The organism is Hyphobacterium sp. SN044 (genome assembly GCF_021864465.1).
GTDB lineage: Bacteria > Pseudomonadota > Alphaproteobacteria > Caulobacterales > Maricaulaceae > Hyphobacterium.
This window is the reverse complement of the sequence record NZ_JAKKUV010000006.1, coordinates 143,486-169,197: the sequence shown is the minus strand read 5'-3', so window position 1 is coordinate 169,197 and position 25,712 is coordinate 143,486. Positions and strand designations below refer to the sequence as shown.

Below are 25,712 nucleotides of genomic sequence, written 5' to 3'. Positions count from 1 at the left end.
TCGGGGCCGGCCCAATGCCCGCCCCTACCGGGAGAAGCCCGCTTCGGCGGGCACCACACGACACATGCTCAGTAACGGCGCGAAGTCGAGCTCTTTAATTCGTTGAGCTGGTCGATCTCTTCCTGGGAGAGGCCGAGCTTTTGATAGAATTTCTGCCGGGCTTCCCAGATTTCTCGTTCCCACGCCTCGTTCTCGTCATCGATCTCCGGGCCGACGATCAGCAAGGTCCGCATAACATTGAGAAGTGCCGAGCGATCCCCGCTAAGCGCATCCTTGCAAAGCGCGAGATAGCTGGCCTCCAAGGTCTGGAGCGTCCGCTTGCGACCAGTTCTATCCCGGGTCCTGAGGGGTTCCGACAAAATGGTCGCGCACTGCTCAATCAGCGCTGTCGATTTTGGCTTCCGCCCGCGCGGATTTCCGCTCTGCCCCGGCTTGAACTGGGAGTGCTTTGGCGGCCGGCCATAGCCGACCTGGTCATGCGAAGCCATCTCTCTCGTCGTCCTCTATTAAGTGTTGGGGGTATTCCATGCCGAGCCTTTCCCAAAACGCGCGCCGCTTGGTGCGGTATCCGGAGTAAGCTTCAGCACTTTTCTGCTGGAACAGGGACGGCTGATCCTTCGTCGCGATCTTCAAAATCGCCGCGCATAGCTTGATCGCCTGCTGGTCCCCTTTTAGTGCGAGTTCGCGGAGCTTGTATGTGAGGGCTTCCAGCATCGAGACCTTTCGGTTCGATCCGGAGACCGGGACACGGTGGCTCAAGACCTTCATGATCACGCTCGACGGGTTGTCGATCGTCTTCGGCCCACCCTTCGGGTTGCCGGACTTGCCCTTCTTGAACCGCTTCGATTTCGGCGGCTTCATGTAGCCGGAGGTGTGAGGTTTGAGGTCCTTACTCATCGTCTGCCTCCTCGATCTCTGCTGACCGGTCGGCCGCGACCTCTTCGAACGATTGCCCGGTGGCCGCGAGTTCGGCGGAGAGGCCCAGCCGGTCACCCGCGCGCCGGATGATCACCTCGCAATAGGCAGGGTCGATTTCCACGAGCCGGGCGCGTCGACCAGTTCGCTCGGCCGCGATCAGCGTGCTTCCTGAACCGCCGAAGATGTCGAGCACGATCTCGCCGCGCCGACTGACGTCTTTGATCGCGTCGGCAATAAGCGCGACCGGTTTGACGGTCGGGTGAAGCGCAAGGTTTTTCTGGTTCGACCCGAAGCTGTTTACCCCGGGATAGGTCCAGACGTTCGTCCTATAACGCCCGCGGTCTCCAAGGCCGAAGGTGTTGGTATGGGCCGCCTTACCGACTTTGAAGACGAGGATCAGTTCGTGCTGGGACCGGTAGAAGCTTCCCATGCCGGCATTCGTCTTCACCCAGGCTATGAGATTTTTGAGCTCGGTGTAGACGTCCCGACCGGCGGCAATGATATCTTCAAGGTGTCGCCAGTCCATGCAGACGAAATGGATCGCCCCGTCGCGGCTCACTTTAGCGGCGGCTTGAAGAGCTTGTCTTAAAAAGTCTTGGAATTCGCCCGGCGTCATCTCGCCCGAGGCCATTGCAAACTCGCGGTGCTTGACGGCACCTGAGCCGCAGACATGGCCATCGATCCGGACGTTGTACGGCGGATCGGTAAAGACGAGGTCGGCGCGGTCGTCGCCGACCAGTGCGTTCAGGACGTCTGGGTCCCGCGCGTCGCCGCAAATCAGGCGGTGTGCGCCGATCTGCCATACGTCTCCTAGACGCGTGACATTGGCACCGCGATCCAGCTCCCGTACTTCGTCGTCTGGATCGGCGGCATCGACGGGATCGGTGAGTAGCGCATCAAGCTCGGCGGTCTCGAACCCTGTGATCTCGAGTTCAAAATCGAGATCGAGCTCAGCGAGCCCGCGAAGTTCAAGGCGGAGTAATTCGTCATCCCAGCCCGCGAGCTCCGCGAGCCGGTTGTCGGCGATCACCAGTGTCTTTCGCTCGGCATCACTGAGATGGGAAAGCGCGAGGGTCGGGACCTCGGTGAGCCCAACCTGCTTAGCGGCGGCCAGACGGCCATGACCTGCTATGATCGTGTTCCTGTCACCGACAAGGATCGGGTTCACGAACCCGAACTGTCGGATCGAGGCCGCGATCTGGTTGATCTGCTTGTCGGAATGCGTCCGGGCGTTTCCTACGTAAGGAAGGAGCGCCTCTACGGGCTGGTACTCGATTTTTAGCCGAACTGATCTCGGCAGGTCATGGGCTTTCGCCCGGCGGTTTTGTCGCGGCATCAATGCCTCCCTCGTTCGAGCGCCGACGGCCAAGGCCGAACAGCGCAACACACCCCGCCAAGACGGCGGGCTCGATGAGTGGGAATTGATGACAATTGATAACTGCGACCGGCCCGAATCGTGGACCCGTCACCCCGCTCGAACGCTACACGAAATGCTGGGCGCGTCAAATTCGACGCCGGGAATCGCGCCGTAATTTCAGCCGCTTCGTTTAAACGGTCTCAGCGCTCCTGCGCGACTGGTTTCGAAGACTGGTATTGCCAGATCGCATAGTCGAGCTTGAGCGGTGTCCAAGCCGCGTTCGCGACTGACAATTTACGAGCTGCCAACCGGACGAGCAGGGCGGCTTGGCGCGGGGTTGGTTCTGCTGCGAGACCCAGCGCATTGGCGACAAACCTTAGAACCATCCAGTCGGGCTTGATGAGGTCGTCGTTGCCGGCGAGCATCCTGAAATAATCGAACGCGATCCCGCTGCCCTGGCCGGGAAGCCCGAGGATGATCGCCTCTGCCAGTTCGATGCGCTCGTCGGTGATGTCGTCGAAATGATCGATGCCGCAGCGAACGAGGGCGTCGGCGAAAAGTCTCACCGCTTCGGCTTTCAAAATCCCCGACCTCGTGGACGTGCGCTGCCGATTACCAAAGAGCCTGTCGGCCGCTTCTTCAGGCTGAAGATCCAAATAAAGGTCGAGCAAGTCATTCAGGCCATGCGAGCCAGCCTGGCGGTTGTCCCGTGTCGTTGCGAGCCTCGGCCAGTGGTATCTCTCGCAGAAGCGGGCAACCGTTGCCTTGGTCGAGGTATAAGTCACACCAATCGAAAAAACCGCGTCGATGACGCAAATTGGTAGGGAGGCGTAGCGGTACTCGTCTGGAACGCCGGACGGTGCGAGGCCAACCGCCTCGGTGTGCTCAGCTAGTTTCGCGACGAGTTCGGGTTCGCCATGAGCGTTTACCGTTCCCGTGGAGCCGGCGTGAGGTTTCTTGATCACTATCCGCCCTTATATGTCGACGATAAGTGACGAGACGAACGCGTGAGGGGCGAGACAAGTCAACCGCGAATGTCACTGATCGCATGTAGACGGTTCGGCGACATAATTCGCCTCTGGGCGGCATGGAGATCCGTGACCGCCTGCGCTTCAACATGCGACGACTGCGCCAGCAAAAGGGCTGGTCGCAGGAAGAGTTCGCGCACCAAGCGGGGCTGCACCGGACCTACATCAGCGACCTCGAGCGCGGTGCCCGGAACCCCACGATTACAGTCGTCGACAAGCTCGCGGTGGCGCTCGGTGTGCCCGTCGGTGCCCTCCTGGACGATCAGGACTGAGGCGCGGGCCGAAATCTAATGATGTTGTGCGTTTTTGGATCTCACGCAGACGACGGTGCGCGCCGGTGGCCAGGGTTTTAGGGGTTGCCTCGCCAACGCGCCGGCTCGGGACTATGCGGCTTCGGTTCTGCAGCCGTGGCGCGCACTTCTGTCGCCAACACTTACTTGGACCGGAGTCGCTTAGGGCGCCGAATTTGACCCTGACTCTTTGAGCAAACCGTAACAACGTTCGACTTGTTCGCGTGTCCAGCCGTTCTCGATCGCCCTCTTACGGGTCGCTTCCATCGACCGTTCGGGGACTGCGTCTTGCAGGATCGGTTCATGCAAAGGCGCATCGCCGTTGGGGGTCGTGAATTCGTTCATGCGTTCCGAATGGACACTTGTCTTGTAGAAAGCAAGCGTAGTTCGCTAATTTTCGGTCCAACTTTGGGGAGCAGCGCAGTTTCGGCCTCCACGGTCCTGCTCACAATGAGTGCACCAGTCACCTGTCCCTTTTCGAGCACTTCATTCAGACGCCGGAGCGCACAGTTGACCGTTCCTTTGTGTTGCAGGGCGATCTTTGTGTGAAGCCCCTTAAGAATGGTGAGCACTTCGTGCCGCGGCGGGCGTCGGCGCAGCCGTTCGCCGCCGTCCAAATCAATTCTTTGGGCTTCCTCAACATCAGCCAGTTCGCTGAACCGCGCGTCGCGCAGTTCATCGATCAAGCCGTTTAGTTAGATCTCGACCTCTTCATTGTACATGCGGCCACCCCGTCATGCGCTTAGCGCGAGTATTTGGGGCAGCGGGGACGCGGACATGGCCAGCCGCAGCTTACTCCATCCCGACGGCGCTTTCGATTGCGGCGACCGCGGCGCGGCCGTGCTTCAGCGTCATTTCGATAAGGATCTTGAGATGCTCGGTGCCGGCACCTCTTGAACCGACGTAACCAGAGCGGATCAGCTCAATCAGCCCCGCTTCGCGTAGGTAATGACCGTCGAGATCGCTGTAATTCAGTGAATAACCGCCCTTCGGGCCTTTGAGCACTCCATTCCCCAGCAGATCGCTGAAATGCGCCTTGCTGAGAATAATGCTGCTCGCGGTGAGCGCAGCGTCACGTTTCACGAATTTGAAGAAGAACGCGCCTGGATCGAGGCGGTAGCCGCCTTTAGAATCGGCATCGGCGTCGAAGCGTTCCATCCGGTCGAGTTCGTCTCGAAATTGTTGGTCTATCCTTACCTGCCAGTCTGTTTCACCCCTATCGTCCTTACCGGCGCGCTCCATCATCTTGTACTGGACCATGGTGAGGGAATTGCGCCGTTCGTTCAGGTAGATCAGATCGACCCCGAACAACTTTTCCAGCGGGCGCTTGTTGGCAGTGATCACTTCCAAGCGCGTGCCGCGGCGGCTGAAGATGGCTCGGCCGGTGGCGTCGCTGTGGTCAAGAGTCCAGCCTTCGATAGATCGCGCGTCGTGTTCGATGACAGCGTCTTCATTCAGTCTATGCCCGGCGAGGTTGGTCTCCGTGTCGAAGATTTCGAGCGCGTCGGGCTGATGGTTCGCGTCCAGACCGAAAGCTCTCAGCGCAACCTTGATCGCACTCGATTGCAGGGCGCGGGCGTCCTCATAGGTCTTCGGCGTGCTCAGCGCCTTTGCGAGAGCACGGATCGTTTCCGCATTCGCCGGTTCCTCGGCGATTGCTGAAAAAACAGCCTGCGCGAGCTCCGGAGTGATGCGTGTAATTTTGCTGAGATCGGACCGTAATCTTTCCATCGGCGCTTTGAGTTGCGCCTTCGTGATGCGATCGAGGTAATGGCCCGTAGTCGAGCCGGCGAGCGGCGATAGGAGGTCGACGACGATACGGCTGTCGAATGTCGAAACAGCCTGTATGGACGAGATTCGACCGATTTTCAGCTCATCGTCGGCGAACTCGACGAGCGCCAATCCGTCACGCTTTGCATTGCCGAGGTGGCGATGCCTGTAGGCGCCGGAAAACCGACGGCCTTCGTCCTTGCCGGTTTTAAGCGCGAGATAGTCGACATCATCGAGCTTCATGAGCAGGAGACCCCGTCGTTTGACAAAGTCTGCGAGCAGGCGCCTTTGATCGTTGAAGCTGCTCAAGCGACCACCTTCGTTCCCCTGACCTCCGACATTGTCGGCCCGCGATTATGCCGTGTCTGAGTCAAATCTTCAGTTCGTTGATGTCGAGTCTTCAAACTCATCTTCAACGGCGGGTCTCAGTCGCGGAGCTGGAGGCTGCCAAGGGCTAAGAACCTGCGCAACTTCAGCGTAGAAATCGTCGACCACCAGCTGCTCGAGTGACTCGATAAACGTCTTTCGTCCGGAAAACCTGCGCCCGTCCGCCATCATCTTCATGACTGAAAAACTCACGGGCAATAGTGAGCGGTCTGAATGCGCATGTCTCAGCTCATCCTCTCGGGCTTCGGCAAGAGTTGAGGATGTCTGAGGCGCTCGCCCTGGCCAGTTTGCGAGGATCATCACGTCGTCGCCGTTTGCCTCTTTAAGTTGACGAAGCAGCCAATTTAGGCGCGATCGCTGCTGAGCCTTATCTTTCGGGGCTTCTAGCCTCATCGTAACCCTAATCGTTCGCGTACTCAGGTCGGCTTCAATCTCAATTGGAGCTGCAGCATCGGGTACCGAGATATGCGCCCTTAGACAGTTCTTCTCTGACAGTTCCTTCGCATCATCCTGGATCCGTTGACGGGGATCATTTCGATGTCGCGCTGATAGTTTCAAGTCAGCTTGGGCGCCGGTTTTTCGCGAAAGCAGAAGGCAAAGATCTCTGAGTTCGCTGTGCCAACCAGCGACCACCTCGAACGCCTCCGGCGAAGCTTTCGCAATTGATGTTCCCGCACGCAGCCGATCCAGTACGGCCGTCCATTCCGGTCCCATAGTGTCAAAGCGACGAAGCCCTGCGCTGGGATGGAGCAGGAATCGCTCCAATTCGCGGAGTAGGAACAGATGATCGTCGTCATCGACCTCCTCATTGATCGAGAGGAGATTGATTGTCGTGAGAAGCGAAAACCAAGAGAAATGAAGGAGTTCAACGTTTCTCGTTAGCCGGCGATCAACGGTGACGGGATGATGCTCGGGCAGCGAAGCAAAGTCATTCGACATCGTGATCAGGGCATCGACCCCGGTTTCCTTCGCGAGGCGGAGGTAGGCTTCCACCTGTTCCTGTTTTAGTGGTGCGTTGCCGATCTTTGCTTCAACGAACGCTGACCACTTGGAGCGGCCAGTGCTGACCACCAAAAGTCCATCGGGCCGAAGGGCCTCTCCTTTGCGCTTTGGGAACGTCACCTCGGTGTAAGCTTCGATCGTCGTCCGAGTGCCGTGGCGTCTTCCAATCGCGTTCAGAAGGCTCGCACCAAACTCAGGGACTCGCGCGAGAGTCGCCAGAACCATAGAGAGGGTGCGACCCTCTTTCGAACTCTCAGCGAGCACCGGAAACAATCGCGCTCGTTCGCCTCGCGCCTCGGTGCCAGGAATATCTTCCATTCGCCTTCCCCGTCTGACCCGAGAGAAATCTAACGGCCTTCAAGGCGTTCGGTCTACCAGAAGTCGAATCTCGGTGCGGACATTCGGCTCATTCACCCAACTATTAACGATGTATGGACAGCCTTATTCTTCAGTCTTGCACATGGTGTCTGGCTTAGGGGCAATTAGATTAATACACCCCGCCCAAACGAGATTTGCCCAGTCCGGTGAAGTTCTCCTAATACCAACTAGGTTCGGGAGTCAGGCTCTAAAAGAGCCCGGCGTCTGACCTCCGCGATGGCAGTTTCCAATTGCTCGCGCGTGCCCGCGGCGATCCGTTTCAGTCCAAGATCAGCGGCCATGGTCTCCACCGGGTCTCCAACTTTCGTTACCGCCTTCGCGGCGAGGCCCAGCATTTCGACATTCGGTATGTCACGCCAGCTTCGCTCGTGGCCGCCCGGCGCCAAGCCCCGGAATGCGATGATGTCTGCGGGCTCGGCGCCTTCCGGCCAGAAGAGGGTTTGGCCGTCGGTCTCCTTGGTATGCACTCTAGCGTTCTTTACCGAGTCCCAGAGTTGAGATTTGATCTGGCTACCCGTGCGCTGGAAGCCGTGCCGGCGAGCGACAATCTCACTCAGATGCTTGAAGGTGATCGGCCCCGCCTCATCGATGAGGGCCGCCGCGAAGCGACGCAAGGTCATTCGATAGCCTGGCTCGTAGAAGCGCGCCGGATCGGTGGGTATGTCTGCCGATGCTGTCTCGGCAGGCGGCAGTGTCATCAAGTCAGGCTGGCTCGACGCATCGCCAGCGGCAACGCGCGCAGTTTGCGGTTCCGTGATAGAATCGTCGCCGGATCCGGCAAAGTCTTCGTTAGCCTCCAAGTTGGTTTCAGGGGCGCTTTCTGGCTTGTGTGTTGTGAAGCTGTCTGAGTCGCTGACCGATGGTTCTTTCGCTCCAGCGGTCACTTCGCCCGTAGTAGGGCGGGCGTTCGCCTCGGCGTTCTCAGACATTGTTGCGGAATCTGCCGTCCGTTCGCTTTGAGCTTCGCGGTCGGCGTCCAGGATCGCATCAAGACGTTCGCAGACGGTCTCAAGCGTGCCCTCGGGATCGATGAAGAAATCCGTCGACCAGATTCGCACAAGCGACCAACCGAGGCTTTCTAGAATGGCCTGACGTACCCGGTCTCGGTCCCGCGCGGTCGGTGAGCTGTGATAGGTCGCACCGTCGCATTCGATCCCGGCGAGGAAAACGCCCGGACGGTCGGGGTGAACGACACCAAGATCGACGCGGAACTTCGACACTCCGATCTGGGTGCGGACATCCCAACCGCGCGAGCGCAAACGCTCGGCAACACGGCGCTCGAAATCGGAATCGTAATCGTCGAGCCCACCGATCGAGGCGACCACCTCTCCAAGCGCGGCCGGTCCCCGCTCAGCGAACTCGAGATAGTGACGGAGATCGCGCAATGCCCTGGCGGAGGTCCGGGTCAGATCGATCATCTCGGGGCTGAAGCTGGCGAAGATGACGACTTCGGTCGTGGCGCGCGTAATCGCGACATTGAGCCTTCGCTCACCGCCTTCCTTGTTCAGCGGACCGAAATTCATCGACATTGTTTTTGCGCCGGGCGTATCAGGTCCGTAGCCGATCGTGATGAGTATGACGTCACGGGCGTCCCCCTGTACCGTCTCAAGGTTCTTCACAAACACCGGTTCGCGCGCCATGTCGCCGAAGTGGGCTTCAAGTGAAGGATCCTTGCGGCGCTCGTCGTCGAGAAGATTTTCAATGAGGCGCTGCTGTTCGGCGTTCATGGCGACGACGCCGAGGGAGAGTTCCGAGAGCACTGGGTCACGCAGACGACGCACGATCTCGGCAACGACCGCCTTTGCTTCGGGCGGGTTCGTACGGGTCTTGCCCTTCATGTAAAGCCCGTCGACCTGCCTGAAACTGACAGCGGACTGCCGTGTCTCGCAGGAAGGATAGGTGACGAGATCGCCCTCGTAATACCGGTGGTTCGAGAAGGCGATCAGGCTTTCGTGCCGGCTGCGATAATGTCCCGTGAGGCGATGATGCTTGACGCTGGCAGCCAGCGCTTCGTCCAGAATGCTTTCCAGGTCCTCGGAGTCTCCGTCGGCGCCGTCCCCGTCGGCATCACCGCCATTGGCCGATTTGTTGAAGAAATTGGTCGGAGGCATCTGTTTGGGATCACCGACGACGATGGCATTGCGGCCCCGGGCAATGGCACCGATCGCGTCCGGAACGGTGATTTGGGAGGCTTCATCAAAGACCACCAGATCGAACATCTGGTCGCCTGCCGATAGAAACTGGGAGACCGAGAGCGGGCTCATCATGAGGCAAGGAGTAAGCTGGCTTACCGCATCTCCCATTTTCGAAATCAGTTCGCGTACGGCAATTCTCGGGCGCTGAAGCTGCATCTGATGGCGCAGAACGCCGTAGCCGGAGTCGCGTTTCACATCGTCCGGAGATGGGATCTCTCCGCTCAGGCGTGCACGGATATAGCCCGCGGCCATATCGGAAAGTTCCTGATCAAGCTTTCTGAACCGTGCGATCTTTCGTTCGTGGTCGGGAGCCGAAAAGCGTTTCAGAGGGTCACGCGCGTCAATGAAGCGCTCGGCAAGCCATAGATAGTAGGCCGTCCGCAACGCTTCCCGCGCTTCGGAATGCGCGATCACTCCGGTTTCGATCGCCTCGACAAGAACGCCGATCCGGTGCTCGCGTGCTTCGCGTTTCGCTCTGTTGAGCAGTGCCCAGCGCTGCAATTTAGGTTGAAGAGCTACAATGGCGCGGCACTGCTCGGCGAGTCCGGCCAGTGTGCGTTCTTCGTTGAAGTCACCGGACTCAGCTTTGGATACGAAAGCTCCGCTGGTCTCTGTAAACCTGTTCAGAGCCGCAAGCAGAGCTTCACCGCATCGACGCAACGGCGCGCCTTCGGCGAGTAACTCCCGGCCGTCTACCAGTCGCAGCCTCAGCGCTTGCCGGACCTCCGCAAGGCCCTCGGCGCTGGATGACAAGGCAAGTAGTGCTGCGTTCAACATTCGTCCTGCGGCGAGCTTGGCATGCGCGGCCTCGACGTCTTGATCCAGCCCCTTCCAATCAAAGCTGGAGGGCAGATCCGCGCCGACCTTACTGAGCTGAGCAAGATGCGCCTGCATTGCTTCGAGCGCGGGAAGGTCTATTGCGAGATCAGGTCGCTTTGAGAGCCCCGACTGTTTGGCCACGGCGCCTTTGAGCAACCAGGCTTGCAGTGGCCCGATCAACGGAGGGCTTGCTTTCGCCTTGGTCCATGCCGCCGCCCACTCAGCGACCGGCGCACCGCGCACAACATCGTCGGTATACGGGGTGCTGAGCTCGCTCTTTTTCAGCCGATAGGCTTTCAAAGCCTCGATCCCGCGCTCGGCAGCATCGAAATGCGTGCGAGCCTCCGGAGTCAGGGCGAACCCCAAGTCATAATCGCTAGCGGCGGCCAGAACACGCGCCAGCTCTGCCAACGCGCCCGCGCGCGCCAAGGTGGCATCAGCTGGGGCAAGGCCGAGCTCGTCTTCGAAATCGTGGAGAGCTGTTTCAAGCGCATCTGCACATTCGGCCAAGCGTCCCGCGCTAGAGCCGATCTCCCCTTGCCAGGCGAGCGACCAGTCGTCAGCGCCGATCAGCGACAGGACGTCCTGGTCTGCGGCTGAAACTGCCTCGAACGCACTTGATAGCCGGTCAGCGAGGTCGAGGAGTCCGGTCCATTGTTCCTTTGACCGAACCGGATCGTCGTCCAGATCGCCTTGCCAGTCGAGGCGCATGCGGTGGGAATCGCTCCAGGCGACCGCACGAGCGATCGCGGCACGAGGAGTGATGCCCGAGGGGCCCGGAGTGTGTAGCGCTCTCACAAGCCCGTTGAGATCGTCGCGCAGAGCTTTCACCTGCCGGGCATGTTCGGCCCATTCGCCAGCGGTGCGCGTCGTGCGGTTGGTCCATGCCTTTCCAAGCTGATCGATAACTTCACGCTTGTTGGCTTTGTTCGAGTGAAGCTCGAGGCAAAAATCCCCAAGGTCGGCATTTTTTAGGCGCTCATAGACGACTTCGAGAGCTGCCATCTTTTCCGAGACAAACAGTACCCGGCGCCCGAGCGCCAGATTATGGGCAATGATGTTGGCGATCGTCTGCGACTTACCCGTGCCCGGTGGGCCTTCCAGCACGAAATCGCCGCCTTGCGCCGAAGCGTAAACCGCGGCTATCTGCGAACTATCGGCGGGCAACGGCATGAACAGCTCGACCGGATCGATTTGGTCGTCCAGCTCATCGGTGCGCAGCACGCTCGCAGAGGCGTCATAGGGCTCTCTGGGATGTTCGATAAGGTGGTTGACCAGAGAGCTCTGCTTGAGCTGGTCGGTACGCTCGTCGAGATCCTTCCACATCAGGTACTTCGCGAAAGAGAAGGTGGAGAGCACCACTTCTTCAGTGACCTCAAAACCCGCCATGTCACGCACAGCCCGGCGCATCGCATTCCAGATGCGCGGTACGTCGACGCCGCTCTCGTCGGTCGGTAACTCGCCTTCGAGTTCGGGAATCCGTAGATCAAACTCCTGACGCAAGAGTTCCAGGAGCGTCATGTTGAAGACGGGTTCGTCCTCATGCGTTCGCAGCTTCACCCCCGACGCAACGCTGCGGCGTTCGAGTTTCACCGGTTTCAGAAGCAACGGTGCGCGATAGCTGCGCGTCTCGTCGGGAGACTGCTTCCAGCGGAGGAAGCCGAGCGCAAGATAGAGCGTGTTCGCACCGCCCTCCTGAATGTCGCTCTTGGCTTTTCGGTAGAGCTGAACGAGGCCGGCTTCGAGATCCTTCGCTTCGAGATCGGCGACGATCTCGTTCCGCTCCAGAGCATCTTCCGCGAATTTTCTGCGCAGATCATCGCCGGTGCGCGCGACATGCATCGCTTCGTCCCGACCTTCGCCGAGCGACATCCGTGGAATGACCTTGATTGTTTCATCGTCCGCGAGCTTGTCTTCAAGGCGGCCAGGATCCGGGCACTCGATCCGGATCGCGGTCCGGGACGGCGTCAGGTTCAAGAGCCGATTGCGTTTGGTCAGATCAAGTAGGCTGCGCTTCCACTGTTCAAGACGCGTTTGAGGCGTATCAGGTGGCGGCGCATCGTCGACTCCGAGATCGAAGACGGGAAGGTCGGGGGCAGTATCGAGGCCCACACTGATCTCGACCGGATCACTCGCACTGGCGTTTGTTGCGGCTGCCAGAGAAGCAAGCGGCGTGATCTGCTGAGCGCGGGCGCGTTTGATGTCGAGGGCATAGACGAACTCGTCCTCCACCGCTTCGGCGACCCTGCGCTTTCCTGCATCGATCGCCTGCTTGAACCGCGCAGGAGGTGCACCGGTCACCAGCGTGGTTTCGAAAAGAACAAGCTCGTCGAGATCCATTCGGCGGCGCAGATCTGCCGCCTCGTCCGAGGTCACGGCGAGCAGTGTCTGCGGCTGCAGAAAGACGCCGCACAGTGCATGGCCTTCGGTGAACGCAATGAGCGCATTGAGGCCTGCCTGCTCCAAAGCCGCCGCGAAGAGCACGGTGGTGTCGAGACAGGTGGCCAGTCCGCTGTCCCAAACATGGCTGGGCGTGCGGACCTTCTGGCCCTGGCGTTCGAAGCTTGCAGGCGGCTCGCAATAAGTCAGCTGTTTGGCCGCCACGGCCGACCAGATTGCCGAGGCGATCTCGTAAACCCTCGTACGCTTGCGCGACTGGTAACCATCGATTGCTGGGTTCTTGCCGGCCCTGCTCAGGACGTCACTAGCCCCCTTGATCACAGCTTCGATCGCGGGGTCGTTGGGCGCCACGAATGCGGCCAGCAACTCGGGCATCGTATTGGCACCGCCCCATTCGTTTCGGGCCAGCGCTTCCAAGGGAAACCGTTTCTCGTCGATCAGCGTGTCGCCATTCGTCAGCCGCAGAACGGCCTCGCCACGCAATCGCTCGGTCAACTCGGCGAGCTTGGCACCGGGCAGGGGGACCTGCCTGTCCTTGATGCGCAGGTCGCTGCCCGCACTCAGCCGGTCGATGGTCCAGCGTCGCGGCAAGACGATCTCCGGCTCAGTCATCAACTCCAGGATCAGGTCTTCAAGAGTTTCGTCCGTCGGATTCGCGATCACCAGATCGGCGATCAACGGTACGTCGTTTTGGTGCGTTGCAAATGTGATCTTTGGCGTGACGGAGGCCTGAATCTCAATCTTTTTCCGGACTTCCTGGTCGGTGTGAAGTTGATCTTCAGAATCCATGATCGAGCGCCAGCTTTGGTGATAATTTCCAAAACGCTATCTATAGATGCGGATTTTTACAATTGGCGCTGACGTGAACGCTCGGAGAACTTTCTCAGGTCCGTCACGGAACTGTTTTCTCGAGGGAGGGCGCTCGCCGTCAATCAACCCATGCGAAAGGCGCATAATTTCCACTATGTGATCCGTCGGATCGAGAACCGCGTCCTCCGCTTCCGCTCCTCTCCCAGCCCAGGGAAACATAGCGGAAAACTCCAGCTTCAAACGATCCCGTTTGCAGGGGTAGAGCAAGGGTGTGCGGCGGCGTGACGCGTTGGCGTCCAGATGTTGCTATGGTAGCGTTTGATGATGCTTGAGGAAACGTGAAGCCTTTGTCGATTTGCTGTTCCGCCAGAAGTCTGGTCATCTCGATGATCACGATGCTTGTCCTAGCCGTGGCCCCGGCGGGTATGTTCGCGGATACAGCTGCGGCGGCGCCTCGCGCGGCATCGATTGCGCGTGCCGTTGAACCCGATCCCTGTCACGATGAAATGCGCGGCGAGATGGAGTCCGCGAATACTGACCCGACTGCTTTGTGCGACGAGGCTGACGCGTGTTGCGACACTTGTCAGATGGCAGACTGCATCACCGCACCGGTGGCACCGGGTTTTTCCCTTCCTGCCGTGACATTCCTCACTTGGAACCGGAGCGACAGCGCGGCGCCTGACCGACCAGTTCACACGCGGCCATTTTCAATCTCTCTGACAATTCCAAAACGTCCTCCCCGGATCTGAAAGGTCTTCCGGTCCCGCGCCGGCATTCCTGATTCAGACTCCGAGGAGAGACCCAAATGCCATTTTCATTCCTGCTGGCGGCCGTTCTCGGCGCCAGCCTGACGCCTCCGGCCACCGATCCACTCGGTCTGGCCGAGGCGGTCCATATCGCTCAAAGCCAGGACGATCCGTCGTCTGCGCAGTTCGGCGCGATGGCCGAATCGCAGCGCCACCGCGGCGCAGCGGCCACCGTGTTTCCCGATCCGACCCTGGGCGCCGCGATCACCGGTCTGCCGCTCGCCACGCTCGACCCTGACGGCGAGCCGATGACGCAGCTGCGGCTGTCTGTCCGGCAAATGTTCCCGCGCGGGGATACGCTGCGACTCTCGAGTCAGGAAGCGCTCGCCCAGGCCGCGGCGGACGAGGCCCGGCAGGACCTTGCCGAACGCGAGATTGTCAGGGACGTGCGGCTGGCCTGGCTTGAGAGTCACTATTGGGACCGGGCCGAACACCTGACGAGACTGAGGATCGATACCGTTGCCGAACTGACCGGAGTGGCCCTGTCCGCCTATTCGGCTGGGCAGCAGAACGGCCATGACGTTATCCGTTCCGAACTCGAATCGCTGGTGCTGGAGAACCGGTTGCACGAAATTGCGCGTCATCGCGAAACCGCACTCGCCGAACTCGAACGCTATGTCGGACCGGGCGCAGCACGGCGCCCGATCGCGCCGCAGTCGCCACGCCTGCCTCACATCGCCGAGGTCGACCGGCTGGAATCCGGGCTAACTCGCCATCCCGCTGTGGCGATCGCCGATGCGGCGATCCGCCAGCGCGAAGTTCGTGTCGACCTGGCGCTGCAGGAATACCGGCCGGCGTGGGCAGTCGAAGCCGGGTATGGTCTGAGGGGAGGACGATCTGATGTCGCCTCGATCGGCGTCAGCGTCGAAATGCCCCTTTTCGAAAGGCGGCGGCAGGACGAGGGCGTTGCGGCGGCCCACGACGAGGTCGCCGCCGGTGAATTGGCGCGCCAGGCCTTGCTTCTGGACATGCGCCGCTCGCTCGTGATCGAGGTCTCGCGGCTGGATCGCCTCACCGAACAGGAAACGCACCAGCGCGATGCTGTTCTTCCTGCGGCCCGCGACACCCGCGAGGCGGTGCTGGTGGCCTACCAGAACGATGTGGCGGACTTCCCGGAGCTCGTTCGGGCCGAACTGGCCCTCCTTGATGCCGAGCTCGCGTTGCAGCGGCTTGAGACCGACCGGAACGCAGCCACAGCGCGGATCCTGTTTCTCGCGGGAGATGTGCAATGAAACTGTCTTACAGCCATTGGGCAATGATCGCCGTCGGTATCGTGCTGACCGGAGCGATAATCGCGTTCGGCATGCTGCGGACACCAAGCAGCGAGTCCTCCGGAGGCACTGCGTCCTCCGATCCGGAAATCCTCTACTGGGTCGCTCCCATGGACCCGACTTACCGGCGCGACGAACCTGGACTGTCGCCGATGGGGATGGAACTCGTCCCGGTCTATGCCGAGGACGAGGCGGCGACCGAAGCCGGGTTACGCATCGATCCGGCGGCGGCCAACAATATCGGCGTCCGGACCGCAAGGGTGCAGCGAACCGATTTCCGCGAAACCGTCCGTGCGGTGGGATATGTCACCGCCGTGGACGATCTTGCGTCCTCGGTCAGCGTGCGGGCCGAAGGCTGGATCGAGTCGCTGCCCGTCGCCGCGGCAGGCGACCGGGTCGAAGCGGGCGATGTGCTCTTTCATTTCTACTCGCCGCAGATCGCGACGGCGCAGGGCGAGTACCTCCAGGCGGTCCGCACGGGTCGTTCGGCATTGGCTTCCGCATCCCGGTCGCGCCTTGATGCGCTCGGCATGTCGCCCGGTCAGATCGATGCCCTCGCGGCTCGCGGACAGGCCGGAAACCGCCTTGCGATCCTGTCGCCGCGCTCTGGTGTTGTGACGGACATTAGCGTCCGTGAGGGCCAGTTCGTGCGTCCTGGCGATCCGGTCATGACCATCGCCGACCTGTCCGAGGTCTGGGTGCAGCTCAACGTCTTCGAACGACAAGCGGACATCGTGGAATCAGGACAGCGTGTGACCATCCGTGCGACCGGCCAGGGCAAGCGCGCAAGGGAAGGTGAGGTCGAGTACGTCTATCCCACCGTCGATCCGCAGACTCGCACCGTCCGGGTCCGGACCCGACTCGCCAATCCGCGAGGCGACTTGCGGCCGGGTGGGTTCGTCGAAGCGGAGATCGCGGTCCAGCCGCGCGCGGGCGTCCTGACCGTACCGCGCGAAGCCGTAATCGTGACCCCGGAGTCCGAGCGCGTCATTGTGGTGACCGATGACGACCGCTTCTTTCCCGCCGCCGTCGAAACGGGACGCGAGGCCCAGGGCCGGGTGGAAATCCTGTCCGGACTCGAGGAAGGCGAAATGATCGTTGTCTCTGGGCAATTCCTGCTGGATTCCGAAGCGAATCTCCGCGGCGCGATGCTGCGCATGATGCCGCCCGGACCGATCGACATGGAGCCGGCATCGAACGAGGACCGAACCGATGCGCCATCAGCGTCCCCCGCGATGGTGATGGGTGTCGGACGCGTCGAGAACGTCATGCCCGGACACGGCATGATCACCGTCAATCATGAGCCTATCGCGGCGCTGGCCTGGCCGGCGATGCGCATGTCATTCACGACGACCGGAGAGGTGCCGCTCGATGGAATCGCCGAAGGGGACCGCGTCGAATTCATGCTGACCCGCTCAGGCGAGGACTGGCTCATATCGGCAATCGAGCCCGCCGGCGAAACGACCGGGACCGAGGAGGGCGAGCAATGATTGCCGCCACCATTCGCTGGTCGATTCGCAATCGGCTCGTCATCCTCCTGATGTCCGCGCTGCTTGCTGCGGCGGGTCTTTGGTCGCTCCAGCGCACGCCGCTCGATGCGATCCCAGACCTGTCAGACGTGCAGGTCATCATCAAGACGACCTATCCCGGTCAGACCCCCCAGGTGGTCGAGGACCAGGTCACCTATCCGCTCTCGACAGCGATGCTGTCCGTCCCCGGAGCGGTAACCGTGCGGGGCTATTCTTTCTTCAACGACAGCTATGTCTACGTGATCTTCGAGGACGGTACCGATCTCTATTGGGCGCGGTCCCGGGTTCTCGAGTATCTCAGCCAGGTCGCACCCACCCTCCCGGAGGAGGCCGTGGCGGCGATCGGGCCCGACGCCACCGGGGTCGGCTGGATCTACCAATACGCCCTGGTCGACCGCACTGGCCAGCATGACCTCGCCCAGCTGCGTACGATCCAGGATTGGTTTCTCCGGTTCGAGCTCCAGACGATCGAGGGCGTATCCGAGGTGGCCACGATCGGCGGCATGGTGCGTCAATACCAGGTGGTTGCGGACCCGGACCGGTTGCGGGCGTTCGGTATTCCGCTCGCCGACGTGCGCCGCGCCATCGAGCACGGCAACCGCGAGAGCGGTGGACGCGTGCTGGAAATGGCCGAGGCGGAATACATGGTCCGCGCGTCCGGCTATCTCGCCGGTGAGGACGACCTGCGGAACATCCCGCTCCGCGTGACGGATGAAGGCGTGCCTATATTGTTGTCCGACGTGGCCGAAATCCGTACCGGACCGGAATTGCGGCGCGGCATTGGCGAACTCAACGGTGAAGGCGAAGCCGTCGGCGGCGTCGTGATCATGCGCTATGGCGAAAACGCGCTGGCCACGATCGAGCGTGTCGAGACGCGGCTGAACGAACTCGAGGCTTCACTTCCCGAGGGCGTCGAGATCGTCGTGACCTACAATCGAGCTGGGCTGATCGAGCGCGCCGTCGAGACTCTGCGCGAGAAACTGGTCGAGGAATTCCTGATCGTCGCGCTGGTCTGCGCCGTTTTCCTCTTCCACCTGCGATCGTCGCTCGTGGTGGTGTTCAGCCTGCCGCTCGGCATTCTCGTGGCCTTCATCGTGATGCACATTCAGGGGATCAACGCGAACATCATGTCGCTCGGCGGCATCGCGATCGCCATCGGCGCTATGGTCGATGCGGCGATCGTCATGATCGAGAACTTCCACAAGCATGTGGAAAGAACCCCGCTGACCCGGGAGAACCGGTGGCGGATCGTGGCCGAGGCCACGTCCGAAGTCGGGCCGGCGCTGTTCTTCTCGCTTCTGATCATCACCTTCAGCTTCGTGCCGATCTTCGCGCTAGAGGCCCAGGAAGGCAGGCTGTTCCATCCGCTGGCCTTCACCAAGACCTACGCGATGGCCGCCGCGGCGGGACTGTCCGTGACGCTGGTCCCGGTCCTGATGGGCTTCCTGATCCGGGGACGGATCACGCCCGAGCACGCCAATCCCGTGAACCGGATACTGATTGCCGCATACCGCCCCTTCATTGGCGTCGCGCTTCGTCACCCCGCGGCGGTCCTGCTGGTGTCGCTCGTGCTGATCGCCAGCATGGCCATTCCCCTGTTGCGGATTGGCAGCGAGTTCATGCCGGACCTCGACGAGGGTGACCTGCTCTATATGCCGAGCGCCTATCCCGGCATCTCGGCCAGCGAAGCGGCGGAAGTCCTGCAGCAGACCAATCGGCTGATCATGACGGTGCCCGAAGTGCTGACCGTCTATGGCAAGGCTGGCCGCGCCGACACGGCCACGGACCCCGCCCCGCTGACCATGATTGAGACCACGATCCAGTTGCGGCCGCGTGACGAGTGGCGTCCCGGCGTCACCATGGAGGACATCCGCAATGAACTGGACGCGCTGGTCGACGTTCCGAGCCTGACCAATGTCTGGATTATGCCGATCCGGAACCGGATCGACATGCTTGCCACCGGAATCAAGACTCCTGTGGGCATCAAGATCGCGGGCCCGGATCTCGACGTGATTGCCGAGATCGGCACCCGGATCGAGGACATCATCGAGGGCGTGCCCGGTACCGCTTCGGTCTATGCCGAGCGCGTCATGGGCGGCCGGTTCGTGGACATCGATGTGAATCGCGCGGAGGCCGCCCGTTTCGGCATGAATATCGACGATGTCCACGAGATCGTGAGGAGCGCGATCGGCGGCATGACCGTCACCCACACGCTGGAAGGGCGGGAGCGCTATCCGGTGAACCTGCGCTATCCGGCGGACTATCGGGGTTCATTGCAGGAATTGCGGGACCTGCCGGTGATCACGCCGACCGGGGCGGAAATACCGCTCGACCGGCTCGCCGACATCGCCGTATCCGACGGACCCGGCGTGATCCGCAGCGAGAACGCGCGCCTCAATGGCTGGGTCTACATCGACATCGCGGGCGTCGACATCGGCAGCTATGTCGACGACGCCCGCGCGGCGATCGAACGGGATCTGGACCTTCCACCGGGCTACTCGTTGCGCTGGTCCGGCCAATACGAATTCATGGAAAGAGCCCAGGCCCGGTTGACAATGATCGTGCCGCTGACGCTGGTTTTAATCGTCCTGCTGCTATTCCTCAATTTCCGACGGCTCATGCCGGTCATGCTTATCCTGGGTACGCTACCGCTCGCACTCACCGGCGGACTGTGGTTCCTCGACCTCCTCGGCTATCGCCTCTCGGTGGCGGTCGGCGTTGGATTCATCGCTCTTGCGGGCGTCGCGGTCGAAATCGGCGTCATCATGCTCGTCTATCTCGAGCAGGCGCTTACCCGCCGGAAGCGGCTTTGCGCGGAGGAGGGACGTGAGTTCACGCGCGAAGACTTGCGTGCGGCGGTTATTGAGGGTGCTTTGTTGCGCGTCCGTCCGGTTATTATGACGGTTTCCGTGGTGATCGCCGGCCTGTTGCCGATCATGTTCGGTGACGGCACGGGCTCAGAAGTCATGCGGCGGATCGCGGCGCCGATGATCGGCGGCATGACGAGCGCGACGCTTTTAACCTTGCTCGTCCTTCCGGCTGCCTATCTGCTCTGGCGGAATTGGGATCTTGCAAGGTCAGAACCCAGTGACAGGACCGCGCCGTGAATGTGAACAAGGTCGCCTCGCTCACCGGCCTGCCGGCCAAGACGATCCGCTACTACGAGGACATCGGCCTGGTGTCGCCGCAGCGGTCGGACAATGGCTATAGGGTGTTCGCGGAGCGCGATGTCCGGCGCCTGCAATTCGTCGGCCGGGCGCGCTCGCTCGGCTTCTCACTCGACGACTGCCGGCTGCTGCTCGGCCTGTGGGACGACCGCGAGCGCGCCAGCAGCGAGGTACGCGCGCTGGCGCGCCAGCATATCGTCGAGATCGACCGCAAGCTGGCCGAACTGCGCGACATGCGCCGGACGTTGAGTGAACTGGTGCAGTCCTGTCATGGCGATGATCGCCCGGACTGCCCGATTATCGAAACCCTGTCGGGTGCCGGGACGGGGGCTGAAGAATAGCGCTTGACCTTCCAGTAACTGGAAGCCTCAGACATGGACTCGAGCGGGGGTTTCCGCGCCGAACGAGGCCAGATAAATGAGCGATCACAATCACCATCACGATCATTCTGCTTGTCAAACGGGCGCAAAATCCCATCCCGTTACCGATCCGGTCTGCGGCATGACCGTCACGACTGGACCGGACACGCCGTCGGTCGAGCACGGCGGATCGGCGTATCATTTCTGTTCGGCCTCGTGCCGCGCCAAATTCGCGGCCGATCCGCAGCGCTATCTGAGCAAGCCCGCCGGAGACAAGGCGCCGGGCGCATGCTGTGGCGGTCACGGCGCGGCCAAGCCCGCCCCGGCGGGCGGAAAGTACGACGTCGTGCCGGGCGGCCATGCCGGTCCCGTCTACACCTGCCCGATGCACCCCGAGGTCCGCCAGCCCGGCCCTGGCGCCTGTCCGATCTGCGGCATGGCGCTCGAGCTCGAATCCGGTGTGCCGGGCGATGAAGGACCGAACCCCGAGCTCGCCGACTTCACACGGCGCTTCTGGGTCGGCGCGGCGCTCAGCCTGCCTGTCCTTGTTCTCGCCATGGGGCCGATGTTCGGCCTCGGCGTACGCGAGGCGATCGAGTACCGGAGCGCGGCCTGGCTCGAACTGCTGCTTGCGACCCCTGTCGTTCTGTGGAGCGGATGGCCCTTCCTGGAACGCGGCTGGCACTCCTTCCGAACCCTCAACCTCAACATGTTCAGCCTCATCGCCATGGGCGTGATGGCGGCCTGGTCGTTCAGCGTCGTGGCGGTTCTCTTCCCCGGCATCTTCCCCGAGGGCTTCCGTGGGCATGGCGGCGAGGTCGGCGTCTATTTCGAGGCCGCCGCCGTCATCGTGACGCTGGTTCTTCTGGGTCAGGTGATGGAGCTTCGGGCCCGCGAAGGCACCGGCAAGGCGATCCGTGCGCTGCTCGACCTCGCCCCCAAGCGGGCACGCCTCATCCACCCGGACGGGCGGGAGGAGGAAGTGCCGTTGGAAGACGTCGAGGTCGGCGACCGCCTCCGTGTGCGGCCGGGCGATAAGGTGCCGGTCGATGGCGTGGTCGTGGAAGGCCGGTCCTCGATCGACGAAAGCATGGTCACGGGCGAACCCGTGCCGGTCGAGAAGACGCAAGGCGAGCGCGTCACCGGCGCCACGATCAACGGCACGGGCAGCCTCGTCATCGAGGCGCAGCGCGTCGGGGCTGACACCGTCCTCTCGCGGATCGTCGAGATGGTCGCGCAGGCCCAGCGCAGCCGCGCCCCGATCCAGAAATACGCCGACCGCGTCTCCGGCCTTTTCGTGCCGGCGGTCATCGCCGTCGCGGTCATCGCCTTCGTCGTCTGGGCGATATGGGGCCCGGACCCCGCCCTGTCCTACGCGCTCATCTCCGCGGTCAGCGTGCTGATCATTGCCTGTCCGTGCGCGCTCGGTTTGGCGACGCCGATGTCGATCATGACCGCGACCGGACGCGGCGCACAGGCCGGCGTGCTGATCAAGAATGCCGAAGCGCTTGAGCGTTTCGAGAAGATCGACACTCTGATCGTCGACAAGACCGGTACGCTGACCGAAGGCAAGCCCCGCCTTGTAGCGGTCGAACCCGCGAACGGTTTTGAAGAAGAGACAGTGTTGGCTCTCGCTGCCGCTCTTGAGCGCGGATCGGAGCACCCCTTGGCCGAGGCGATCGTACGCGGCGCCGAAGACAGGGGTGTGGCACTCGCCCCGGCCACCGAATTCGAGGCCGTGACCGGCAAGGGCGTGACCGGTCAGGTGAAGGGACGGTTCGTGGCGCTGGGCAACCGGGCGATGATGGAGGCTCTGGGTGTCGCAATATCGGCGCTCGGCGAAAGGGCGAATGTCCGTCGCGACAATGGCGAGACGGTGATGTTCGTGGCCATCGACGGAAAACCCGCCGGCCTCGTTAGCGTCGCCGATCCGGTGAAGGAAACCACGCCCGCCGCGCTCAAGGCGCTGCACGCGCTCGGCTTCCGCATCATCATGGCAACGGGCGACAATGAACGCACCGCAAAAGCGGTCGCCGCGCAGCTCGGCATCGACGAGATCCGCGCCGACGTGCTGCCGGCCGACAAGGCTCGCATTGTCCGCGAACTGCAGGCCGAAGGCCACAAGGTGGCCATGGCGGGCGATGGCGTGAATGACGCGCCGGCTCTGGCGCAGGCCGATGTCGGCATTGCCATGGGCACCGGCGCCGATGTCGCCATCGAAAGTGCGGGAATCACGCTGGTGCAAGGCAATCTCGACGGCATCGTCCGCGCCCGCAGGCTGGCGCGCGCAACCATGCGGAACATCCGCCAGAACCTGTTCTTTGCGCTGATCTACAACGCGGCGGGTGTGCCGGTCGCGGCCGGCATCCTCTTCCCGGTTTTCGGCATTCTCATCAGCCCGATGTTCGCCGCCCTCGCGATGAGCGCGTCCTCGGTGTCTGTGGTGCTCAACGCGCTGCGGCTGCGTGGGGTGAAACTCGGCTCTGCCAAGCGCAGGGAGGTCTAGAAGCCATTCCATGAGTTATGGAACGGAAGAGTTCTCGCCAAGAGTCGACAAGCCCAGTGTCCGGGTGAGGTTGCCTTGGGTGACGGCACTATTCATTCGAGCCGGATTGCGACCGGGCCAGAAAGTTGCGCTGGCATGAGAGCGAAGCGCGAAGGATTGCCCGCCAGATTTCGACTGCATCAACGCTGTCGATCCCGGTTCGCGCAGCCAAGGCTGCAATTCTGTCGAAAATTTCGCGATTTCTGTCCACATCCTCGATGGCTTGCGGGTCAGTTTTCAGCGGTGCGATCCGTGTCGCCAAGTCAAACCGGTGCTCCAGTAATTCGAATAACTTGGTGTCCACGATATCGATCGCATGTCGCAGATCCGCTATCGTGTCGGAATTCAGATCGCGACCCATTCACGCCCCGCGCGACCTGAAAGATAGCCATTGCTGATCGGCCACCCCGGCAGGTATCCCACCAACCGTGATACAAAGGCCTCGCTGTCCAGCTTGCCATCGAGATGGTCGCGGAACGCCTCGGCGACAGCAACCATATCAATATCGTGAGGCGAAAGGCGGAGTGCACAGACCCCCGCTTCGGAAAGCGCTTTTGCATTCATTGAGCAGACCTGAAGGGAGTGAGAAAGCGTCTGCACTCCATTGTAGGCAAGCAGCGGCTCCCCATCGAGAGTTTCTATGGACGCGCCATCAGGATCCCGATCGCAGACATATTGGCATGAGTCTTTGGTCAAACCGTGCTGGCGTGCATGGTAACAACGCCCCGAGTGGGCGAGCGGAAGTCTGCCGAAGCCAAACAGTTCAGTTCCCAGCGTAGGTAACGCGCGCGCCATTGTCCGAATGGAATTCAGGGGTAGTTCGACGCGCGCGCACCAACGCGTGCACCCAAGACGGGCCATCAGCGCGAGTGCATTCTCATTATACAGATTCAAGAACGGCCCGGCTGTGAAGGGCTGACCTTTCAGATGGATCATCCCGCCCATCTCATTGACTTCGATTTCGTCCCCCGTTGCGATGAGATCCCGGATCATTCCGCGCTCGCGCTTGTTCACCGGAGCGATCAGGCCGGACCAGACTACCGTCTTTCCGGCTTGCCTCAGCCGCTCTGCCGATCGGGCCAGCGCGCCGGCGTTGAGGGGTGAACGCTTTCCGCATACGATCTCGCCGATATGGACCCGCGCGATTGGCGCCTCATTCGCGATGCGGTCATAGAAATCTTCCAACTTCTGTGGTGACCAGTTGAAGTAAACCGGTCCGAGCGAGAGTTCGATTTTCGAGGCCTCTATCGCCATGATTTGCGGAATGCTCCCGTTGTGCTCCGGTGACCCTCTGCGAGGCTCTTCAGTCCAGCATGATCACAAGTGCCGGTTCCCGACGTCACTGCATCGATTGCGGTCCGAAACTCTCGAGTGACTTGTTCGACGTATGCCTTGCCGCGTTGTCGCCCTTCGATCTTGAGCGCCGTCACACCGGCATCGATCAGGTCGGGAAGCAATTCGACCGTGTTGAGGCTGACCGGGTCCTCGAAGACGTGACCGACACTGTTGCCGTCGCGGAATTTGCCCTTGCAAATGGTTGGGTAGCCGACCGGCTTTCCTGTCTGCTCACGTTGGATCGTCAACCCTGAAAGGCGGGCCGAACGTTCATTACCGTCTTTAGAATAGGTCACGCATTCGGCTGGTGAACAGACACCTGACAAGTTTGGAGAGCGACCTGTTACGAATGACGAAAGGTCGCACTTTCCTTCGATCATCACGCATAGGCCGCCGAAGGCAAAGACTTCGATCTCGACGGCGACTTCGTTCTTCAGTGTGCGGATTTCGGGAATCGACAGCGTTCGGGGCAACACAACGCGCCTGACGCCAAATCTGGACGCGTAGAATTCTATCGCTTCGGGTGTTCCCGCGGCTGCCTGCACTGACAGGTGTAGCCTCATTTCCGGATATGTCTGGGCTGCATAGTCAAGAACCGCAATGTCTGCCACGACAATCGCGTCCGCTCCGTATTGTGCGGCAATATCGACGGCGCTCCGCCATGCGATTCCAGCTCCTGCCCGTGCGAAGGTGTTGATTGCCAGTAGCACTCTGGAACCGTGTCGGTGCGCGAAATCAACTCCCTCAGCGAGTTCGGTCGCAGAGAAATTCAGACCCGGAAAATTGCGTGCATTCGTTTCGTCCCGAAGGCCGCAATAGACGGTGTCTGCACCTGCCTGGACAGCTGCCTTGAGACTGGCTGGCGTACCAGCCGGACTGACCAGTTCAAGCATGGCGCGCTTGCCGTGGTTCGGCTCGAAGTCGGTCGATGAGCCTTGCGAACGTCCGCGGCACCGGTACGGGGACCAGGGCTGTCCAGTTCAGACCGGCGGCGTCGATCGCATTTCGCAGCGCTAGCAACGACGCGACCTCCCCCTCAATCGTCAGGTCGGACGAAAAAAACGCCGTGTCGCCGTCTTCGAGTCCTTCGAAGATTGTCCAGAGAACCGAAATCGGAGCCTCAACCCGCACGTCTGCCGAAGCCGCAGTTTCAGCGGAAAGCACTTCTATGCTTCCGCATCTGATGCGGAGGGTGATCAGAAAGACCAACGGCCACGACCTTGGGGCGATCATGATCCGAGCGCCTTCAAAATCTTTCAAACGCTCAACCAGATCGGGATTGCTGCGCATCACTCGGCGCAGGCTCCGGGTTAGAGCGAAACTGGCAGGCGCGAGCAAGGCGGGTC

General features: G+C 61.4%; 19 protein-coding genes. 6 read left to right on the top strand and 13 right to left on the bottom strand.

The genetic code is table 11. The features are described from left to right. Positions 1-68: 68 nt before the first annotated feature. The 4 genes from L5876_RS09985 to L5876_RS09970 form a co-directional block, all read right to left on the bottom strand. Positions 69-488: a DUF5681 domain-containing protein gene (locus L5876_RS09985; protein ID WP_236956194.1), complete on the bottom strand. Its 420-nt coding sequence runs from the start codon at positions 486-488 to the stop codon at positions 69-71. Then, complete coding sequence (locus L5876_RS09980; protein ID WP_236956193.1) at positions 475-897, bottom strand: DUF5681 domain-containing protein; 423 nt, start codon at positions 895-897, stop codon at positions 475-477. Before L5876_RS09980 ends, L5876_RS09985 begins: the two co-directional genes overlap by 14 nt. After that, a complete protein-coding gene (locus L5876_RS09975) occupies positions 890-2,254 on the bottom strand; it encodes a DNA methyltransferase (RefSeq protein ID WP_236956192.1) in 1,365 nt (454 codons plus the stop codon). Before L5876_RS09975 ends, L5876_RS09980 begins: the two co-directional genes overlap by 8 nt. Before the next feature lie 221 nt (positions 2,255-2,475). Beyond that, positions 2,476-3,240, bottom strand: a complete 765-nt coding sequence (locus L5876_RS09970; protein WP_236956191.1) for a hypothetical protein — start codon at positions 3,238-3,240, stop codon at positions 2,476-2,478. A 122-nt stretch (positions 3,241-3,362) separates the two neighbouring features. Between L5876_RS09970 and L5876_RS09965 the strand changes: the two genes are divergently transcribed. After that, positions 3,363-3,575 (top strand): helix-turn-helix domain-containing protein, encoded by a 213-nt coding sequence (locus L5876_RS09965; RefSeq protein ID WP_236956190.1) that lies wholly within the window; start codon positions 3,363-3,365, stop codon positions 3,573-3,575. Between the two features lie 359 nt (positions 3,576-3,934). On the opposite strand, the gene L5876_RS09960 is transcribed toward L5876_RS09965, so the two are convergent. From L5876_RS09960 to L5876_RS09940, 5 genes are all read right to left on the bottom strand, one after another. Continuing rightward, positions 3,935-4,279: a hypothetical protein gene (locus L5876_RS09960; protein ID WP_236956189.1), complete on the bottom strand. Its 345-nt coding sequence runs from the start codon at positions 4,277-4,279 to the stop codon at positions 3,935-3,937. Positions 4,280-4,385: 106 nt separating this feature from the next. Continuing rightward, the gene (locus tag L5876_RS09955) at positions 4,386-5,606 is read right to left on the bottom strand and encodes a hypothetical protein (protein WP_236956188.1); all 1,221 of its coding nucleotides are present in this window, start codon (positions 5,604-5,606) and stop codon (positions 4,386-4,388) included. 135 nt (positions 5,607-5,741) lie between these two features. After that, positions 5,742-7,070 carry a hypothetical protein gene (locus tag L5876_RS09950; RefSeq protein ID WP_236956187.1) on the bottom strand — a complete coding sequence of 443 codons (1,329 nt, stop codon included), beginning with the start codon at positions 7,068-7,070 and terminating at the stop codon, positions 5,742-5,744. 227 nt (positions 7,071-7,297) lie between these two features. Beyond that, entirely contained in the window at positions 7,298-13,333 is a 6,036-nt protein-coding gene (locus L5876_RS09945; RefSeq protein ID WP_236956186.1) for a DUF3320 domain-containing protein, read from the bottom strand. Between the two features lie 139 nt (positions 13,334-13,472). Beyond that, positions 13,473-13,748, bottom strand: coding sequence for a hypothetical protein (locus L5876_RS09940; RefSeq protein WP_236956184.1), 276 nt, complete (start codon positions 13,746-13,748; stop codon positions 13,473-13,475). 411 nt (positions 13,749-14,159) lie between these two features. Between L5876_RS09940 and L5876_RS09935 the strand changes: the two genes are divergently transcribed. From L5876_RS09935 to L5876_RS09915, 5 genes are all read left to right on the top strand, one after another. Next, positions 14,160-15,392 (top strand): TolC family protein, encoded by a 1,233-nt coding sequence (locus L5876_RS09935; RefSeq protein WP_236956182.1) that lies wholly within the window; start codon positions 14,160-14,162, stop codon positions 15,390-15,392. After that, complete coding sequence (locus L5876_RS09930) at positions 15,389-16,921, top strand: efflux RND transporter periplasmic adaptor subunit (RefSeq protein ID WP_236956180.1); 1,533 nt, start codon at positions 15,389-15,391, stop codon at positions 16,919-16,921. The genes L5876_RS09935 and L5876_RS09930 overlap by 4 nt, the downstream gene beginning before the upstream one ends. After that, complete coding sequence (locus L5876_RS09925) at positions 16,918-20,067, top strand: efflux RND transporter permease subunit (protein ID WP_236956179.1); 3,150 nt, start codon at positions 16,918-16,920, stop codon at positions 20,065-20,067. The genes L5876_RS09930 and L5876_RS09925 overlap by 4 nt, the downstream gene beginning before the upstream one ends. Next, positions 20,064-20,468 (top strand): Cu(I)-responsive transcriptional regulator, encoded by a 405-nt coding sequence (gene cueR / locus L5876_RS09920; protein ID WP_236956178.1) that lies wholly within the window; start codon positions 20,064-20,066, stop codon positions 20,466-20,468. Before L5876_RS09925 ends, cueR begins: the two co-directional genes overlap by 4 nt. A gap of 76 nt (positions 20,469-20,544) precedes the next feature. After that, complete coding sequence (locus L5876_RS09915) at positions 20,545-22,992, top strand: heavy metal translocating P-type ATPase (protein ID WP_236956177.1); 2,448 nt, start codon at positions 20,545-20,547, stop codon at positions 22,990-22,992. A gap of 88 nt (positions 22,993-23,080) precedes the next feature. On the opposite strand, the gene L5876_RS09910 is transcribed toward L5876_RS09915, so the two are convergent. The 4 genes from L5876_RS09910 to L5876_RS09895 are packed head-to-tail and all read right to left on the bottom strand — an operon-like array spanning position 23,081 to position 25,656. Further along, complete coding sequence (locus L5876_RS09910) at positions 23,081-23,392, bottom strand: chorismate mutase (RefSeq protein ID WP_236956176.1); 312 nt, start codon at positions 23,390-23,392, stop codon at positions 23,081-23,083. Continuing rightward, on the bottom strand, positions 23,377-24,285 hold the full coding sequence (locus L5876_RS09905) for a U32 family peptidase (RefSeq protein ID WP_236956175.1): 909 nt from the start codon (positions 24,283-24,285) through the stop codon (positions 23,377-23,379). The genes L5876_RS09910 and L5876_RS09905 overlap by 16 nt, the downstream gene beginning before the upstream one ends. Beyond that, a complete protein-coding gene (locus L5876_RS09900; RefSeq protein WP_236956174.1) occupies positions 24,276-25,259 on the bottom strand; it encodes a peptidase U32 family protein in 984 nt (327 codons plus the stop codon). The genes L5876_RS09905 and L5876_RS09900 overlap by 10 nt, the downstream gene beginning before the upstream one ends. Next, positions 25,252-25,656 carry an SCP2 domain-containing protein gene (locus L5876_RS09895; protein ID WP_236956294.1) on the bottom strand — a complete coding sequence of 135 codons (405 nt, stop codon included), beginning with the start codon at positions 25,654-25,656 and terminating at the stop codon, positions 25,252-25,254. Before L5876_RS09895 ends, L5876_RS09900 begins: the two co-directional genes overlap by 8 nt. Between the last annotated feature and the right edge of the window lie 56 nt (positions 25,657-25,712).